The organism is Campylobacter sp. 10_1_50, from assembly GCF_000238755.1.
Taxonomy (GTDB): domain Bacteria; phylum Campylobacterota; class Campylobacteria; order Campylobacterales; family Campylobacteraceae; genus Campylobacter_A; species Campylobacter_A concisus_R.
On record NZ_JH414890.1, the window covers coordinates 1 to 17,687 of the forward strand.

At 35.5% G+C, this 17,687-nt stretch carries 11 protein-coding genes; 7 read left to right on the forward strand and 4 right to left on the reverse strand.

From position 1 onward, the window contains the following. A partial coding sequence (locus HMPREF1019_RS09200; RefSeq protein WP_009295444.1) for a hypothetical protein occupies positions 1-189 on the reverse strand: 189 nt, incomplete at its 3' end. 1,165 nt (positions 190-1,354) lie between these two features. Between HMPREF1019_RS09200 and HMPREF1019_RS09210 the strand changes: the two genes are divergently transcribed. Then, on the forward strand, positions 1,355-3,289 hold the full coding sequence (locus HMPREF1019_RS09210; protein WP_232210194.1) for a site-specific integrase: 1,935 nt from the start codon (positions 1,355-1,357) through the stop codon (positions 3,287-3,289). Positions 3,290-3,356: 67 nt separating this feature from the next. On the opposite strand, the gene HMPREF1019_RS09215 is transcribed toward HMPREF1019_RS09210, so the two are convergent. Together HMPREF1019_RS09215 and HMPREF1019_RS09220 are read right to left on the reverse strand one after the other, a co-directional pair. Continuing rightward, a complete protein-coding gene (locus tag HMPREF1019_RS09215) occupies positions 3,357-4,724 on the reverse strand; it encodes a hypothetical protein (RefSeq protein ID WP_009295447.1) in 1,368 nt (455 codons plus the stop codon). Positions 4,725-4,727: 3 nt separating this feature from the next. Beyond that, positions 4,728-8,531, reverse strand: coding sequence for a hypothetical protein (locus HMPREF1019_RS09220; protein ID WP_009295448.1), 3,804 nt, complete (start codon positions 8,529-8,531; stop codon positions 4,728-4,730). Positions 8,532-8,732: 201 nt separating this feature from the next. On the opposite strand from HMPREF1019_RS09220, the gene HMPREF1019_RS09225 reads away from it, so the two are divergent. The 6 genes from HMPREF1019_RS09225 (at position 8,733) to HMPREF1019_RS09250 (ending at position 17,149) form a co-directional block, all read left to right on the forward strand. Next, on the forward strand, positions 8,733-8,996 hold the full coding sequence (locus HMPREF1019_RS09225) for a type II toxin-antitoxin system prevent-host-death family antitoxin (protein ID WP_009295449.1): 264 nt from the start codon (positions 8,733-8,735) through the stop codon (positions 8,994-8,996). Then, positions 8,989-9,291, forward strand: coding sequence for a type II toxin-antitoxin system RelE/ParE family toxin (locus HMPREF1019_RS09230; protein WP_009295450.1), 303 nt, complete (start codon positions 8,989-8,991; stop codon positions 9,289-9,291). The genes HMPREF1019_RS09225 and HMPREF1019_RS09230 overlap by 8 nt, the downstream gene beginning before the upstream one ends. 626 nt (positions 9,292-9,917) lie before the next feature. Continuing rightward, on the forward strand, positions 9,918-11,768 hold the full coding sequence (locus tag HMPREF1019_RS09235; protein WP_009295451.1) for an HsdM family class I SAM-dependent methyltransferase: 1,851 nt from the start codon (positions 9,918-9,920) through the stop codon (positions 11,766-11,768). Further along, positions 11,765-13,006 (forward strand): restriction endonuclease subunit S, encoded by a 1,242-nt coding sequence (locus HMPREF1019_RS09240; RefSeq protein WP_009295452.1) that lies wholly within the window; start codon positions 11,765-11,767, stop codon positions 13,004-13,006. Before HMPREF1019_RS09235 ends, HMPREF1019_RS09240 begins: the two co-directional genes overlap by 4 nt. A gap of 13 nt (positions 13,007-13,019) precedes the next feature. Then, positions 13,020-14,009 carry a DUF3644 domain-containing protein gene (locus tag HMPREF1019_RS09245; RefSeq protein ID WP_009295453.1) on the forward strand — a complete coding sequence of 330 codons (990 nt, stop codon included), beginning with the start codon at positions 13,020-13,022 and terminating at the stop codon, positions 14,007-14,009. After that, the gene (locus tag HMPREF1019_RS09250) at positions 14,006-17,149 is read left to right on the forward strand and encodes a type I restriction endonuclease subunit R (protein ID WP_009295454.1); all 3,144 of its coding nucleotides are present in this window, start codon (positions 14,006-14,008) and stop codon (positions 17,147-17,149) included. The genes HMPREF1019_RS09245 and HMPREF1019_RS09250 overlap by 4 nt, the downstream gene beginning before the upstream one ends. Positions 17,150-17,236: 87 nt before the next feature. Here HMPREF1019_RS09250 and HMPREF1019_RS10180 read toward each other — a convergent pair. Further along, a partial coding sequence (locus tag HMPREF1019_RS10180) for a hypothetical protein (RefSeq protein ID WP_009295455.1) occupies positions 17,237-17,687 on the reverse strand: 451 nt, incomplete at its 5' end.

Here is a 17,687-nt window from a genome sequence, read left to right on the forward strand (position 1 = left end):
TTTTCTCCATTTGGAAAACTCCTTGTTTGATAGCTTGATGTTAAAACGACCTTCGATTACTAGCCTACACTCTTTGATCGTAGCTTGTTGTGGAAACAAGACTTCAAGGCATGCTTGTTTAATCTCCTCTTTTTTCTTGTTTTTTCTAATGATTTTTAAATCATTTAAAAGTGTATTTTTGCTTGCCATATTTTTCTCTTTCTATTTTTTAAATTTTTACAAAGATAGTGATAACCATCTCACCAAATGGGCATACCTATAGTGTGCCCATTGCTTTAATATAGTAGTTGTTGATAAGGTTTTTATTTAAGTAGTTTAAAAGTAGAGAACGATTACAATAAGAGCGTCACCAACTTAATGTAGAGGTTCTCTTTTAAAAACTTAAATAGAGCCCCTACTTTTAACTAATTTTGATCATCTTAATCTCCTTGAGTAAAATATTTTTTTTGAATTTGCGTGTATTATAAGATATTTTAGTGGCTAAATTATTTAAAGTGGTAAATAATTTTTGACTTTTATTTCAGAAGCACGATGTATTAGGGTGTTACTAGTTCTATAACATAGAAATACTTATAAATTACTTAATACTATTATCTATATTAGGTATCGAAACAAATATCTTAAAATTATAGACAATGAATGACCTTATTTTCAAGTAAAAAATAAAAATGTTTTATTAATAACATGTATTTCTTTAAAAAGATAAACGAAAAATATTACATAATTATCAACTGCATTCTAGATAGTCTCTAAGCAATTTCTCAAATTTCACCCTTAGATATTCAGGCTCTTTTATCTTGATAAAAGGCAGCCAATATTTGACCACGCGCAGGATCTCGTAATGCTTATGTAGTCTATCTCTATTTTGTGTTTTATTGCTAGGAGATATGAATGAATCATAATCATCAATAATATTTTTTAGCCTATATTCAATAGCTCCAAGTGCCATTTCTACTATACATTCATATTCATTTTATTTAAGTTATGATAAAAATTTAACCCAGTAAAGTGACAGATTATATCATAGTAGATGATTCGTTAAAAAAATTTACTTGTTTTTTAAAATTTTACAAAAAACGTGTTAAAATTACTGCAAGCTTAAAAATTTGCTACATAAAGTTTTATTTTGCTACAAACATTAAGCTATATTTTATGAAAGGTGACTGCAATATAATATTGTAGGAATATCGAAGTTTAGGTATCTATGGTGTCACGGGGGAGACTTGAACTCCCGACCTCCGGCTTATGAGATAAATTTTTAAATATCGCTTAAAGCCCTGCTACATCGCCATTACAAACAACTTTTCCCAATAAGCATTAGCCAAGTGTTCCACTTTTGTTCCACTGCAAATCCATGGTACATCTAAAAAACCGCAATGGAATTTATTACTACCGAAGCGTCATCGCACCAAACGCAAGAAAAGTTTTAAAATGCTCAAGAGAGCTATCTTTCTCCTTGGGGACTTATTCCTTATTAAAAGCCAGAAAATCTGCTAGAATCTATGATAGATATATCTATCTCATAACAAAGGCAGTTGATATGAAGCTAAATCAAGGAATTATAGATTCATTAGTCGATAGTTTTATGCAGGCAAAGGTTAATAAGAGCATAAAAGAGCATTCGCTTTATGATAAAAAGATAGATATTGACTTTGCAGATGCGTTAAATAGGCATTTTAAAGAGGCTTTAAAAGATAATACCTTTCCTGATTTACTTAATAAAAGTAATGAGACTTTAAATAGCATGGCTAAAATTTTATCTAATAGTCTAGATAAAGCCATAGACCAAGATGATAAAGCAAGCATAGCTCAAACCCTGCTAGAAAAACATATACTATCCCTAAACTACCTAATATCAAAGCTCGATAAGAGCACAAACCTTGTGTCTAAAAGACTTAAATTTTTAAGCAAACAAGATGAAAGTTATAAATTTGAGCCAATTAGTATAGATAGCTTCCAAGATAACATCAACGCTCTAGATGAAGCAAGTGGATTACCTCTTAACAAAGAAGATATCAAAAGTCTAGCTAAAAATTTCTCACATGCCATAATGGCAACTGCCGAGCAACAATACGGACTTAACATTCCTTTTAAGCTAGTAAAAACGAAAGGTGATGAGAGGAGTGCAGAGCAGATACTAACTAGCGATAGCCATCTAATAGGCAAACGCATAAAAGTAGGAGATAGCAGCTTTGACATGGGTAGCTTAAACGATGAGGCAGTACAAGAATACGAGATAGTGCCATGTTCTCCTAGTCAAAAAAAGATAGAGAGAAGGGAGATCATCACATTAAAAATGGCATTTGAAAATTTTACAGCTAACACTAGCGTTAGTCAAAAGTGGTCAAGTAGCACTATGGATCTGGTAAATATCGTAGGCAATATATTGTTTAAATTTTTTCATCCAAGCAAGGATATCACAACCATATCACGAGATGATCTGCTTAAATTTAGAAATACTTTGGCTCTCATACCAACCAAGCTAAACCAAAAAGCCAAATATAAAGACAAAAGCCTAGAGCAAATCATACATATAGGCAAAAACGATGCCAAGCTGTCACAAGTAACCATACAAAAATATATGATAAGGGTAGTGCAGTTCTTTAAGTATTGCTATAACAGCGACTACATAAGTAAGAGCATCGTGAATGACCTAAGCGTAAAAGTAGAGATAAATCCAATGGAGCGCAGGGTGCTACCTTATAGTAAAGAAGAGGCTAATGCTATCTTTAAAATAGTCCAAAATTTTAAAGAGACCAACAAGTCACCAAGTAAGCGGATAAACGCAAATGATCTATATTATATAACTATGATAGCAGCATATAGTGGCATGAGAATAAACGAGATAGTTCAGCTAAGAGCACGTGACATCGTGCAACACAATAATGTGCTTTGCTTTAGCATAAATAGAGATGATGGCAAGAGCACCAAAAATATAAACTCCATAAGGCTAGTACCAGTCCATAGCAAGCTAATAGAGCTTGGTCTAATGGAGTTTGTAAAACAAAGAGCTAGTGCAAATAAAAGCATCTTCAAAGTAAGTAACAAAGACTTTTCAGAAATTTTTAGATCACAAATACAACGAAAGCTAATAAGCAGCGACAAGCAAAAGACTTTTTACTCATTTAGGCACTATTTTATAGATACGCTTGTCCAACAAGAAGTAGAACCAAATATCATAGCTCAAATAGTAGGACATGAAAAGCAGTATAAAATTTTACTTGGAACATATGCCACAAATATAAATGCTAGTGTATTAAAAGCAAAAGTTGAAATGGTATGCTATTAGACATATGGTTTATATGAATGTATGCTTCCTTCTATAAACCATAATCTACTTGCTTGATGTTAAATTGCTAATCCTTTATATTATGCTCTTTAGCATAGCTTAATATCTTTTGCCTAAGATCTTCTGGGAAGCTATCTCTATACATAACTGGTGTTAGAGGGTTTAGCTTTTTATCTAATTTACCAGCCTCATATAGTCTTGTTAGTTCTTCTGGTGTGTTGTAGTATGGTGCATTTGGATATCCCTCTGGTGGGGTTAGGGACATTATTTTAGCTTCTAGGAGGGTGGAGTCGATAAAAAGAGAAATATCCCTTTCTTCCATTTCTTGCGGAAATCCAGGAACTTCATATTTGTCTTGGAAATTTGGTAATTCTTTTTTTACATAAGAAACAAATTCCTCCCTCGTGGTCTCATTTGCGTCTATGTCTCTAGGGTCTAGTAGTTTGCCTTCATCCTCTACGAGTTCTCTTAGGTCTTTATATAAAGAATTATCTGGCATAGCCGCTACCCCGCCTCTATTAAAATCCATCACGAAGTAGCTTCCTACTATCTCATCAAGATAAGGCATCATTCCATATTCATCTAGTGGAGGATTTTTAGCTAGTTTCCTAAATTCTTCAGCCATTTGTAAATTTTTGTTTAGACCTACTAAATAGGTAGAGTATTCAAACATGTCAGCTAATGCCTCTAAGGCTCCGTCTTGACCAAGCTGTGCTGATAGAAACATTGATTGATATGCTCTTGCTTTAAATCCTGCATAGCCTAATCCAACCCCTCCTGAGAATCCAACAGTGCTTCCTAATACTCCAGCACATATATTCCACTCAGCTGCAAATAATTCTGATTTTAATGTGCCTTTGTGAGCATTTACTTCATCATAAATTTCAGCATACTCAGGCTTTGTTAGTTTGCCACTACTATCTACTCTTCCTATGGCATCTTCTGGTATATCTATCATGGTGCATTTTAGATTACTTCTTTTTACTAGATAGATATATCTATCTCTCTTATCTTTTAAGCTTTCATAGTAGGCTTTTTCTGATTTAGTCCAAGGTGATAGTTTAGTAGAGCTTGCTTTATAGCTAATATCTAGCCATGGTTTAAATGATAGATAGTCTGTTTGACCTAGAGAATTTGGTTTAGGGTTATAGTATAATGGTTTATAGTTTTTATATGGGGATGAGTCTAGGATTGCACGGGAGTCAAGGACTAGCTTAGACAACAAGTCATTATTTGTTTGACCTTTTATCTCATTTTCTGAAACAATTAAATTTGTCTTTTTATCAAATTTTACCTCTCTGCCATTGTGGGCTATAACCGTATATGTATTAGTATTATCCATTAAATTTCCTTTATCTTGTAAATTTCCTTTATTTATTATTAATAGTGATCCTGCTGCTAAAAGAGCTATGATGATAAATATAGTCTTCTTCATATCTCATCCTATATATAGACCATCTTCCATTATTATGGTGGTAGCTAGACGACCAACTAGGCGAGGAGGCATATCTTTTTTGCCTCTAGATTTGTTTTTAGGAAATCTACACCCCACATATATACCCTTTATGTTATTGTTACCTATAGTATCAAGTGCCTCTACTAGATCTCTTGAGAGATTAGAGTGAGAGTTATCGCTATCATCTGTGTTAAATATACCTTTTTTAAATTTGTTTATTATCTCTACTGCTTTTTGATATGAGTTTATCGGATATTTTGGTTTGCCTGATGCTACGTTTGCTAATGAATTTTGCTTATAAATTTCATACACCTCTTTCTCCTCTTTAACATCCAAATTTAACTCCCTTATCTCTACATCAGATTCAGTGTATCTACTTCTAGCATAGTTAAAGTACCTTGCATCTATCTCATTACCAGCTCCTCTTAGCTCATCTAAGCATAGATAAGCACTAAGGTTATTTAGTGCTAGTTTAGAGGCTAGGTTAAAAGATAGTTTGTTTTTCTTATGGTCTATGTCGTAGTATATAAAAGAGTTATAGTCTAGTCCTCCACTACTTATATTAGCTCCTAGAAATAGTCTATTTAAATTTAGACTTATATAGTTTTGATAGATCATTACTGGATAGTAGCAATAGCTATTTGTACTATTTTTATCATAAGCTTCTTTTATAGACATAGGTTTATATGAGATATTATTTAATGCGTAAGCTTCATTAAATTTATATGTGTATCTTGTGTGCATTATCTCGTTGTAGTTCTCTTCTAGTTTTTCATATGATGTTTTCCAAAGTTCTAATGCACCACTAACCATAGAAGCACCTATGCTCTTACCTAGTGATCCTGCATAATCTTTTATTAGTCTCTTTATCTCTTGAAAATCTGTATAGCTAAACCTATGAGTATATCTCATAAAGGTATATGTTGTGATCTCTGTATAAGTTATACTTAGTTTATAATACTCCATCGCCATATGAAGCCTAAAAGCATTTGAAGCTTGAATGATTAGATTAAGCTTTGAATGTTGTAAAACTACGCTTGTAGTTTTTAGACTTGTTATTAGCAAGATATATCTATCTATCTCTTTAGTCTTTCTTGCACCAAGTAGGCTTTTTACTAAATTTAATACCCCAAGCTCATCAAGAAATGTTTCTCTTAGTGCCTTTGCGTCTTTATTAAATATATAAGAGCCAAGGGATTCATATATCTTAGATATGCCATCTTCGCCAAAAAATTTCGCTAGTGGAAATACCTCTTCTATAGTAGTTTTTACTAATAATGAGGTTACCTCTTTATTTATATCTCTATCATTGCTATATGCTATATCTTTTAAATTTATAGCCTCTTTTAGAGTGTTTTTATTCTTAGTGGCGATAGCCTCTTTTATAGTAGCTTCATCTTTTTTATAGTTCTCATCTATCTTGTCAGCTTGTTCTATAAGAAGCTTCATCAGATCTTTTTGCAAAGTGTCTTTGATATCTGCATTTTTACCAACTTCATTTTCAGCTAAAAGCTCTTCAACACTAACTACATCCTTGTTGTTTACTCCATCCATATATTTAGAAATTTCTTCTATACATAGATACTCGCCACTTTTTAGACCACTACTTTTTACTGAGTCTTTATAGAAAAATAGCTTTAAATCTCTATCAAAAATTCTTATTATAGAGTTTGAGTGTAGGGCCTTTATCTCATCATCTTCTATTACTATATATTCATCACCATCTTGAATGCTTTTCTTTATCATTTTTTTTGAATAGCTTTTAGTCATTATAAAGTAAGCCACTCCAAGAGATAGTGCTTCTATGAAAGAGTAGCGTTTTGGGAGGGTTTGTATTATACGTTGCATTTGTGATTGGTATTCATCTGCGGTTGATGAGCCATTTTTTATATCATCTATAAGTTGGCTTGAGATATTACTATTGTTATATGCTTCAGCCTCTCTTCTGTTTAAGGTGTTTTCATTTACCTTATCAAATACTGCCTTAAAAGAGAGAGTTACCTTTTTCATATACTCTTCTTCACTTTTTTTGATCTTCTCCATATCATTTGGTTGCTTAGCATAAGCATTTACGTGAGAGAAATTTGTCTTAAATAACTCTTCGTATTTGGTGTAGTTATCAAGATAGTTGGTGTCATCTTGATAGGCGATCTCTTTAAATTCTTCCCTTTTTTGCTCTATGTTGTCTATATATTTTTTATCTATCCTTGCAAATGGGGATAAATTTAAAACAAGAGTTGATCTATTGTTTTCTTTATTGATATTTATGCTGTACTGACTGTAATCCTTAATAGGACTTAGGGTTTTTATGTCGGTGAATTTTTGTTTTACTAGGTTGGGGTTGTTGGGTCTATTTAGCTCGTCTTCTATCACTTGATCTAGGCATTTACTTATTACTTCTTCTCTTAGCCCTGCACTTGATCTAAAAGGTGAGTTTGATAGCACAACATAGTTTTTATTTAAATTTGAAAAATCTTTGCTGTTCATCTCATCGTTTGCAGATGTGCCATTTTTATAGGACTTGTTCGCTATTAGATTGGCTAGTTTTGTAGAGTTGAAATTTGATGCACAGATAAAATTTAAATTTGCATTTAGTCCTTTTATTTGATCCTTTAGTCTTTTAAAGAGCGTATCATCACTAGAGCCAAAGCCTAAGTTTTTATTTACTATATCATAAGAGCAAACATCCTTTGTATGATCAAATACCGATAGATCATCTAAATGACCAAATACACTATACCCCTCATCTGCATTGCAATTAACCTCATTTAGGTTATTGTCGTCTCTAAAGTAGATATAGTCTAAATTTAGGTGGGTAAAGTCTATAAAAAAGCCAGAATTAGAAGATTTATCTTGCTTAAATACTAATACATTGCAACTTGAGTTTATATTTAGGGTATTTATAATAGAGGCAAATCTAGATGTGAAAAAGCTAAGGATAGGTAAGGTTACGCCATAAAGAGATCTATTGCTTTGATGCTCAACCATCTTGTAGGTTAATTTACTAAGCTCATAGAACAAAAAGCATCCGTTTGCCTTTTTGAGTGCAGCCTTTGGGTCACTTAGATCAACTATGCTTAGTATAAAAAGAAATATTTGCTTTAGTAAAAACTCTCCACTTTCTTTGTTTAGCTCGCTTAAATTCTTATCTAACTCTCTAAAACACTCTTCAATGCTTTTCTCAAATTTAGCTCCATCTAGTCCCTCGCTAGATATCAAAGAGCTAGCATCGCTTAGTAGATCATTTTTTAAGGTATTTAGGCACTCTTTTACAATATCTTTGGCGTCATCATAGTTGGATACTATGACCTCAAACATATCATAAAAGCTTATAGCTTCTGTCTTTGTTTCACCCATGCTTTTTAGCAAATTTCTCTCGTGCTCATCCTGAGCAGCTTCAAGTTCAGCTTCATATCTTGCTTTACTTTTTATAGGGCTTATCTTCTCTTTTAAATTTGCAAAAAACTTGTCAACTGCACTCTTTTTATGGACAATCTTTACTGGTATATCTCTATATTCAAATTCTCTTATTCTATTTAGCTTACTATCAGTAAAGCTATCTTTATCTATATAAAAGTCAGATACGATCGACACATCTTTTTTATCTCTCTTCTTAGAAAATATTAGATTAGATATGATCTCATTAGCTATGCCGTTAGAGTATGATGTGAGTGAATTCAAACTAGACGTATAAAGCGTCACGCTCTTTGCATCAGCCATATACTCTTTTATCTTTTTTAATGTCTCTTCGCAAGAGTAGGTTATTTTTATTTCGTTGTTTTGCATATTAAGCCACCACTACTGTTTTAGATATTTTATTGTGATTGTATTTATAATATTATTAATTTATTATTGCTATTTAAAAGTAAAAAGTGCTTGATACTTGGGCTTGCCTTTTTTTAGTTTGTCAAGTTAGCTGGACAAGCCATCTAAATTTATATCATAATTATGCTATAATCATGTCATATTATTAAAAGGAAATAGCATATGCCTCAAATAATACCTATAAAAGAGCTTAGAAACACAAATGAAATTTCACAGCTATGTAATAGCAAAGATGAGCCAGTATTTGTAACTAAAAATGGCTATGGAGACTTGGTTGTGATGAGTATAAAGACATACGATAAACTAGTAGCCACAGCCGATATAGATAGTGCCATCGCATCATCTGAAGCTAAGATAACAGCAGATACAAAGATGCTAGAAGCAAAAGATGTTTTTGCTAGTTTAAAAGATAAGTATCTTGAGTAAATATAAAGTCCTTATCTCACCACAAGCTTATGAAGAGCTTGAAGCGATTTATAAATATATCGCACTATCTTTGCTCTCACCAGGTGCTGCAAACTCTACATTAGAGGCTATCAAAAACGCTATTCTTAGCCTAGATGAGATGCCAAATCGTGGTGCTATTAGGAAAGTTGGCAGATATGCCAATATGGGCTATAGACAGCTATTTGTTAAAAACTATACAGTTATTTATAGGGTAAATGAAAAAGATAAGGCCGTTATAATCATTACTGTTAGATACACACCAAGCGCTTTTTAGATATAACTTCAATAATATCTATTTAAAAATAAATATCCACCCATCCTAATACTCTCTCATCTAAGAAATATACATAATATCACATACTATACATGACGTCACCTACTGCATGTTACATCATGTACTATACATTACATCATGTGCTGCATGTGACATCACATACTTGACGTGACATCATGTACTGCACATTACATCACATGCAGTATGTTACATTATGAATTTATTTGTTATAATCCAATAAATTTAATGCCAGTTTCTAGCATATTTATCAACATTTTTAGTATGTTGATAAACTTACTTAGCAAGCTCGGACCGAGCTTGCTGCAAGGTCTTGGCCAGACGGGCAAAATTTTTATTTAGAAAGATACAACTTAAACAAAATTTTATCCTTAAAGATGACCTTTGTCGATAAAATGTCTAAGTTTTATTTAAGACAAATATTGTTTTAAGATGTGAAAAAGCCTCTCTTAAAATTTCAATCATAAAATTTTTTTCTCCTACAACAACAATCCCTACCCATAAAATGCTAAAATAACAAACAAAATATAAATAGCTAAATTTGTAAAAGCCAGATATGGCACCGATGGACTTATTTATAGATAGTTTGGCTACATAACGGAGAAAAGATGATAAACATTAGAAAATTAGAGAGCGACCTTTGGGAGTCGGCGGATCTTTTGCGCTCAGGCTCAAACCTCACATCGTATCAGTACTGCATGCCGGTACTCGGTCTTATCTTTTTGCGATATGCTTATAGCAGATTTAAAATGGTAGAGGCTGAAATTTTAAAAGGGCGCCCCTCTCGCGGCGGCAGAGTTATGCCTGTTGAGGCGAGCGACTTTGCGGCCAAGAGCGCGCTTTATCTTCCAAAAGAAGCGCAGTATGACTATCTACTAAATTTACCTCAAAATATCTCCTCAGCAAACCTTGTCAATAAAGACAATCACGTCATGACAAGCCTGGGCGAAGTCGTAAACAACGCCATGTCTTTGATTGAGGATCAAAGCGAGCAGCTTATAGGTGTACTACCAAAGAGCTATGCCGACTTTTCAGACGAGATATTATCCGAGCTTTTGCGTATATTTAACAACTCCGCCCTTGACGAGATCGGCGGAGATATCATCGGCAGAATTTACGAGTACTTTTTAAACAAATTTGCCAAAAGCATAGCCTCTGATGACGGCGTTTTCTTTACGCCAAAGTCGCTTGTAAAGATGATCGTAAACATCATAGAGCCAAAAAACGGCATACTTTTTGATCCTGCATGCGGCTCTGGCGGTATGTTTATCCAGTCGGGGGATTTTGTAAATGCAGCAGGCATGAACGCAAATAGCACGATGACCTTTTACGGCCAAGAAAAGGTCGAGTACAACGCGCAGCTTTGTTTGATGAACATGGCGGTGCACGGACTTACAGGCGTTATCAAGTCCGGAGATGAGGCAAACAGCTTTTATAGCGACGCTCACAACCTAGACGGCCGCTGCGACTACGTCATGGCAAATCCCCCTTTTAACGTCGATAAAGTAAAAGCCGAGTCCTGCGAAAGCGCAAGGCGCCTACCTTTTGGGATGCCAAGCGTAAATAGAAACAAAGAGGTCACAAACGCCAACTACCTTTGGATATCTTACTTTTACAGCTACCTAAACGAAAAAGGTCGCGCAGGCTTTGTCATGGCGTCTTCAGCCACAGATAGCGGCGGCAAAGATAAAGATATAAGAGAAAGCCTTGTAAAAACAGGCGATGTTGATGTGATGATCAGCGTAGGAAATAACTTCTTTTACACGCTCTCTATTCCTTGCTCTCTTTGGTTTTTTGATAAAAATAAGTCAAACGAGACTAAAAACAAAGTGCTTTTTATAGACGCTAGAAACTACTACACCGTGGTTGATCGCACTTTAAACGAATGGTCTTATTGGCAGCTAAAAAATATCAATGCTATCGTATGGCTATACCGCGGCGAGATAGATAAGTATAGGGCCTTGCTTGATGAGTACAAAGATACTCTTGCAAGCACCAAGCCTTTTAACGAGCAAATTCATGAAATTTCAGAAGAGATAAAAGCTCTTAGGCTAGAAGCCAAAAAGGCGGCCGAAGATGCTCAAAGGCGAGAAAAGAAAAGAGTGCAAGAAGAGTATGACGCAAAGCTTGCCAAGTTAGACGAAAAGCTAACGGTAGCTAGAGAGGCAAACTGGCTTTACGAAAAATTTAAAGACGGCGTTTATCAAGATGTGCTTGGTCTTTGCAAGATTGCCTATACGACCAAAGCAGCGCAAGGAGATGATGAGGGCGTTAGTATAGAAGAAAAGGGCTGGTCGCTCACTCCAGGAGCTTATGTGGGCGTTGCTCCGGTAGAAGATGATGGAGTAAATTTTGAAGAGCGCATGATGCAGATACACCGCGAACTACTATCTTTGCAAGCCGAGTCAAATTTACTCATGGATACCATCTCGCAAAATTTAAAGGAGGTGGGGTTGTGAAGTGGGAAAAAGTAAAGCTTGGTGACGTATGTATAAAAATCGGAAGCGGAGCAACGCCAAAAGGTGGTTCAACTGTTTATATCAAAAAAGGAATCGCTTTTATTAGAAGTCAAAATGTATATAACCTTTATTTTGATTTTAGCGGCTTGGTGTTTATTAATGAAGAAGCCGCTAAAAAGCTTAATGGTGTTACTATAGAAAAGAATGATATTCTATTAAATATTACTGGTGATTCAGTTGCTCGTACGTGCCTAGCTCCAGAAGAATTGCTTCCAGCAAGAGTAAATCAGCATGTTGCAATAGTTCGACCTGACAAAAATATATTAAATCCAATTTTTCTAAACTACTATCTAGCAAGTCCAGATATGCAATCAAGGATGCTTGGCTTGGCTGTTGGTAAAGGCGCATCAAGAAATGCGATGACAAAAGAAATGATAGCAAGCTTTAAGGTTCCTTGTCCTTCTCTTGATATTCAAAACAAAATTGTCAATATATTAAAACCATATGACGATCTGATCGAAAACAATCAAAATCAGATCAAGCTTCTTGAAGAGGCGGCGCAGCGTTTATATAAAGAGTGGTTTGTTGATTTTCGCTTCCCAGGATATGAAGATACCAAATTTATCGACGGCATTCCCGATGGGTGGAAAGTGCGACCTTTATCGGAAATTTTTGATTTTATAAGAGGAAAATCATATGCATCAAAAGAACTTGTGGATCAAGGTGGTGTTATAATGATTAATTTGAAAAACATCAAGGCTTTTGGTGGATATAAGCGTAATGTCGAAAAACGTTTTATTGGAAAATTTAAAGATGAACAAAAAATACTAGCTGGCGATATTGTTATGGGTGTGACAGATATGACTAAAGAAAGACGTCTTGTTGGTTATGTTGCAATTATTCCAAATCTAGGAGAAACGGCCATTTTCTCAATGGATTTAATTAAACTTATACCAAAAACTGTTACACGAGGATATTTATATACAACCATGCTATATGGTGAATATAGCAAAAGAATATCGCTATTGGCAAATGGAGTTAATGTTTTACATTTAAAGCCTGACGCTATGATGGGTATTACTATGCTTGTTCCTTCAGAAATAATAATGGAACAATATGAACATAAGTTTGAATTGTATCGCCAAAAAATAGAATTATTACAAACACAATGTAATATTTTTACAGAAGCTCGTGAGCGCCTACTGCCAAAGCTCATGAGTGGCGAAATAGAAGTATAAGAGAGGCGTATTGATGTCGAGAGGCAAATCTATAGTCAAATTATTATTGGATTCATCAGAAGCTGCACTTTTTGCCGGTATTGAAATCCACAACAAGCCCAACATAGCATATAGATATTCAACCTCTGTTATACTTATCATTAATGCATGGGAATTGGCTCTAAAGGCTTATGTGTATAAAAATATTGGACGAAAAGAAATATATGAAAACAAAAAAAATGGACATACAATCTCTTTTAAAAAAGCATTAGCGTTAACAAGTGAACATATTAATTCAAGAAAAAATACCCAAATATTCAAACCGGTAAGTGAAAATTTATTACTGCTAAATGATTATCGTTGTTTAAATACCCATTTTTACGAAACCAGCCTAGATCCGGTAATTTTTATGCTTCTCAGTAAATCAGTTCTTAATTATGATAATTTTCTAAAACTATACTTCAATAAGGATATTACTCGTAGTGATAACCTTATTATTTTACCGGTAGGGTTTAAACTACCATTTAATCCTGTAGATTATTTGAAGCAGGATTATGCTAAGACGCATAATGATTTTATTAATACCGTAGTTCAAACTATAAGAAATTTAGCCAAAGATGGCATTAATGAAAATATAGTAATTGGCTTTAATGTGTACACGGCAAGTCAAAAGAAAATAGATAATGCTGATTTAGTTGCTGCTATTGACCAAGAAAATGGCAACGTAGTGCTTAGAAAGAATGTCCGCCTTACAGACGATCCTAAAGCTCCCGCAATCAGACTAGATCAAGCACTACCACCACTAACCTATAGAGATGTATTAGCTAAGGTTAAAGAAAAAAGACCTGATATTAAATTTGGAGATTTTTTTTATAAAGCAATGAGAAGAATTAAAGAAGACAAAAAGTTGTGTCAAACCAATTATCTTAATCCTCAAAATAAAAATGGTAGCAGTAAAAAATTTTATGAAGAAGAAGCAATTGATAAGGTAATTAAATTTTATGATGAGGAGATTTCCTTATGAGTTATGATTATTCTGAAAATATCCTTGTGCAAGAGAGTGCCGGAAATTTACTCCGTGATGAGCTGGGCTGGGACGTGCAGTTTGCGCATAGTAGCGAGACTCTGGGCGAAAATGGCACCTTTGGTAGAAAAAGCTATAAAGAAATTCTTCTAACTCGCTTTCTTGTAGAGGCGCTTAAAAAATTTAACCCTTGGATAAATGACGCTCAGATTACCGAGGCTATAAAAATTTTAGAAAATAGACTATCTACATCTTCGCTCTTACAGATAAATGAAGAAAAATACTACCTTATCCGCGACGGTATCCCGGTAACTATAAAGAAGCCAAACGGCGAAACGCAGGTTAAAAAGGCTATGGTGATCGACTTTTTAAACCCTAAAAATAACTACTTTTTAGTTATAAAAGAGCTAAAAATTCACGGAGAGCTACATAGAAGAAGGACGGATATCGTGGGCTTTGTAAACGGCATACCGTTACTTTTTGTAGAGCTTAAAAATAGCTCGGTAGATGTACGCAACGCATATGAGGATAACTATACGGACTACCAAGACACGGTGCCGCATCTGTTTTACTACAACGCCATTATTGTGCTATCAAACGGCATGGAGGCAAAGGTGGGCACGCTTGGCAGTAAATTTGAGTTTTTCCACGAGTGGAAAAGGCTCGCTGAAGATGAGCGAGGAAGCGTGGCTCTTGAAACTATGCTACGCGGAATTTGCAAGAAGGAAAATTTCCTAGATCTTTTTGAAAATTTTATCCTCTATGACCACTCAAACGGCCACACAGCGAAAATTCTCGCTAGAAATCACCAATATCTAGGCGTAAACGAAGCGATGAAAGCATACGCCGCAAGAAAGCTAAATGATGGCAAACTGGGCGTGTTTTGGCATACGCAAGGATCTGGCAAGAGCTACTCTATGCTATTTTTTGCTAAAAAGATTCGCCGAAAGATGCCGGGAACGCCGACCTTTGTTATCCTAACCGATAGAGACGAGCTAAATACTCAGATAAGCGATACATTTGAAAACTGCGGACTACTAGGCAAAGATATAAAGGCTTCGCAGTATATCGCAACAAGCGGCAGCGATCTCGTGCAAAAACTAAAAGGCAATCCAAGCTTTATTTTTACGCTTATACAAAAATTTAACAAACCAAATGAAGAGCCTATCTATCCCGACCACGATATCATCATCATCTCGGACGAGGCGCACCGCAGCCAATACGGGATATTTGCCGATAATATGATGAAACTACTACCCACAGCCGCTCGTATAGGATTTACCGGCACGCCTTTACTCTCTAGCGATAATATCACGGCTAGGACTTTTGGCGGTTATGTCTCGGTTTACGACTTTAAAAGAGCGGTTGAGGACGGCGCGACGGTGCCGCTTTATTATGAAAATCGCGGCGAAAAGATCGTGGATCTGCAAAACCCGGAAATAACGGATCAAATTTTAGACGCCATAGAAAATGCCGATCTTGATGTTAATGAGCAAGATAAGCTAGAGGCTGAATTTGCAAAAGAGATACACTTGCTAACGGCAGAGCCTAGGCTAAAATCCATCGCACGTGATTTTGTTAGGCATTATTGCGATCTGTGGACGAGCGGAAAGGCGATGTTTGTTTGCCTAAACAAGGTAACGTGCGTTAGGATGCATAACTTCGTGCAAGAGTACTGGCAAGAGGAGATAAAAACTCTAAAAGAAAATATAAAAAGAGCCACCCAGCAAGAGGCGCAGGAGCTAGAGCGCAAACTAAAATGGATGCAAGAGAGCGAAATGGCGGTAGTAATAAGCCAAGAACAAAACGAAATTCAAACCTTTAAAAAGTGGGGCTTAGACATCAAGTATCACAGAGAAAAGATGGAGAAACGAGAGCTTGATAAAGAATTTAAAGATAGTAAAAATCCTTTGCGAGTAGTCTTTGTCTGCGCTATGTGGCTAACCGGCTTTGACGTAAAGTGCCTTTCTTGCTTATATCTTGATAAACCGCTAAAAGCACATACGCTTATGCAGACCATCGCTAGAGCAAACCGCGTAAGCGAAGGCAAAAGCAATGGACTTATAGTTGACTATATAGGTATCGTAAAAGCTCTTAGAAAGGCACTTGCCGACTATACCGCAAATTTAGGTGATAGTAGCGGAGCAGACCCAACAATAGATAAAGAGGAGCTCATCGCGCGCATCATAGAGGTGATAGAAAAGACGAGGGAGTTTTTGTCACAGAAAGAATTTGAGCTGGAAAAACTTATCGGTGCGGTTGATTTTGCAAAGCTTGCTAGTTTGCAAGAGGCGGCTAATGCGGTGTGCGGAAGTATCGAGGATAAGAAAATCTTTACTACCTACGCTTTGGAGCTTGGCAGGCTAGTAAAATATACAGACCGAAACGACATAACGGCTCAAACACGCAAGCAATATGAAGCTATCATGGCTATCTACTCTGAGCTTCAAAAAAAGCGCAAGCATACAAATACGACCGATCTAATGATCGAGATACATAAAATAATAAACGAGCATGTAAAAATCGCTGATGAGCCCACTATGGATAGCGAGGCTGCGCGTAGATTTGATATAAGCGCTATCGACTTTGATCTGCTGCGTAGTGAATTTGCAAAGGTGAAAACTAAAAATTTAGCTATGAAAGATCTAGAGGAGATCATCAAGCAAAAGCTAGATAGTATGCTATTTAGCAATCCTAACCGCATAGACTACTATGAACGCTACGGACAAATCATCTCAGAGTATAATGCTGAACAAGACAGGGCGACAATAGAAAAGACGTTTATGGAGCTTATGGATCTAGCAAATCAGATGAGCAAAGAAGAGCAAAGATACGCCAGAGAGGGCTTTACGAACGATGAGGAGTTGTCGTTTTACGATATGCTTTTTAGAGATGATCTCGGTAAAAACGATATAAAAAAGATCAAAGAAGTGGCAGCTACTCTGCTAAGCAAGATAAAATCAAAAATTTCCAAGCTAGATCACTGGACCGACAAACAAGAGACGAAAGCCGAGGTGGATAATCTCATCCGCGATACGCTCTGGGGCGAGCTACCTGAGTGCTATGATGATATAAGTATCTCGGCGTGCAGAGAGAAAATTTACGAGTATGTCTATATGAGATATAGGAGTGTTGCGTAAAATATATCGTAAGCTTAGCAAGGCCGTGTAAATTTGACTACGAATTCACACGGCTGGCTATGCATTGTAAATTTTAAAGAATACTTGCTACCCCATCTCCATCCCAGCATCATCTTTTGTAAATTTACCTCTTAGCTCTGGCATCTCATTTACTATCATCTCTTTTAGCTCAGGATTGGTGCTTGCTATTTCTAGTAAGAGACCTAAGCTTTTGTCATTAAGGTCTCTTAGCCCAGTATTTTCACTTTGAAGACTTTCGGTTTTACGTGTTAGAGATTGGTTTTCTCTCACTTTGCTCTTTATCAATGCATTTTGTTCATCTATCTTTGTTTGCTGATTGGCATGTGCTTTTACTCTATTTTTAAGATGCGTTATCTCATTATCTTGCTCAGCTTGGGTCTCTCTTAAACTATCTAGCTCTTTTTCTAGCAGCTCTTTTTCTTTTAAGACTTCTATATTTTTCTTTTTATATTCCTCTATGATCTTGTTTTGTTCTGTTACTTGCTCATCAAGAAGCTCTGCCTTTTCTTTTAGCTGT

Bases quoted from the DNA above. Each gene is read 5' to 3' on its own strand.
- HMPREF1019_RS09210 (WP_232210194.1), top strand. From the start codon at position 1,355: ATGGTACATCTAAAAAACCGCAATGGAATTTATTACTACCGAAGCGTC.
- HMPREF1019_RS09215 (WP_009295447.1), bottom strand. From the start codon at position 4,724: ATGAAGAAGACTATATTTATCATCATAGCTCTTTTAGCAGCAGGATCA.
- HMPREF1019_RS09220 (WP_009295448.1), bottom strand. From the start codon at position 8,531: ATGCAAAACAACGAAATAAAAATAACCTACTCTTGCGAAGAGACATTA.
- HMPREF1019_RS09225 (WP_009295449.1), top strand. From the start codon at position 8,733: ATGCCTCAAATAATACCTATAAAAGAGCTTAGAAACACAAATGAAATT.
- HMPREF1019_RS09235 (WP_009295451.1), top strand. From the start codon at position 9,918: ATGATAAACATTAGAAAATTAGAGAGCGACCTTTGGGAGTCGGCGGAT.
- HMPREF1019_RS09245 (WP_009295453.1), top strand. From the start codon at position 13,020: ATGTCGAGAGGCAAATCTATAGTCAAATTATTATTGGATTCATCAGAA.
- HMPREF1019_RS09250 (WP_009295454.1), top strand. From the start codon at position 14,006: ATGAGTTATGATTATTCTGAAAATATCCTTGTGCAAGAGAGTGCCGGA.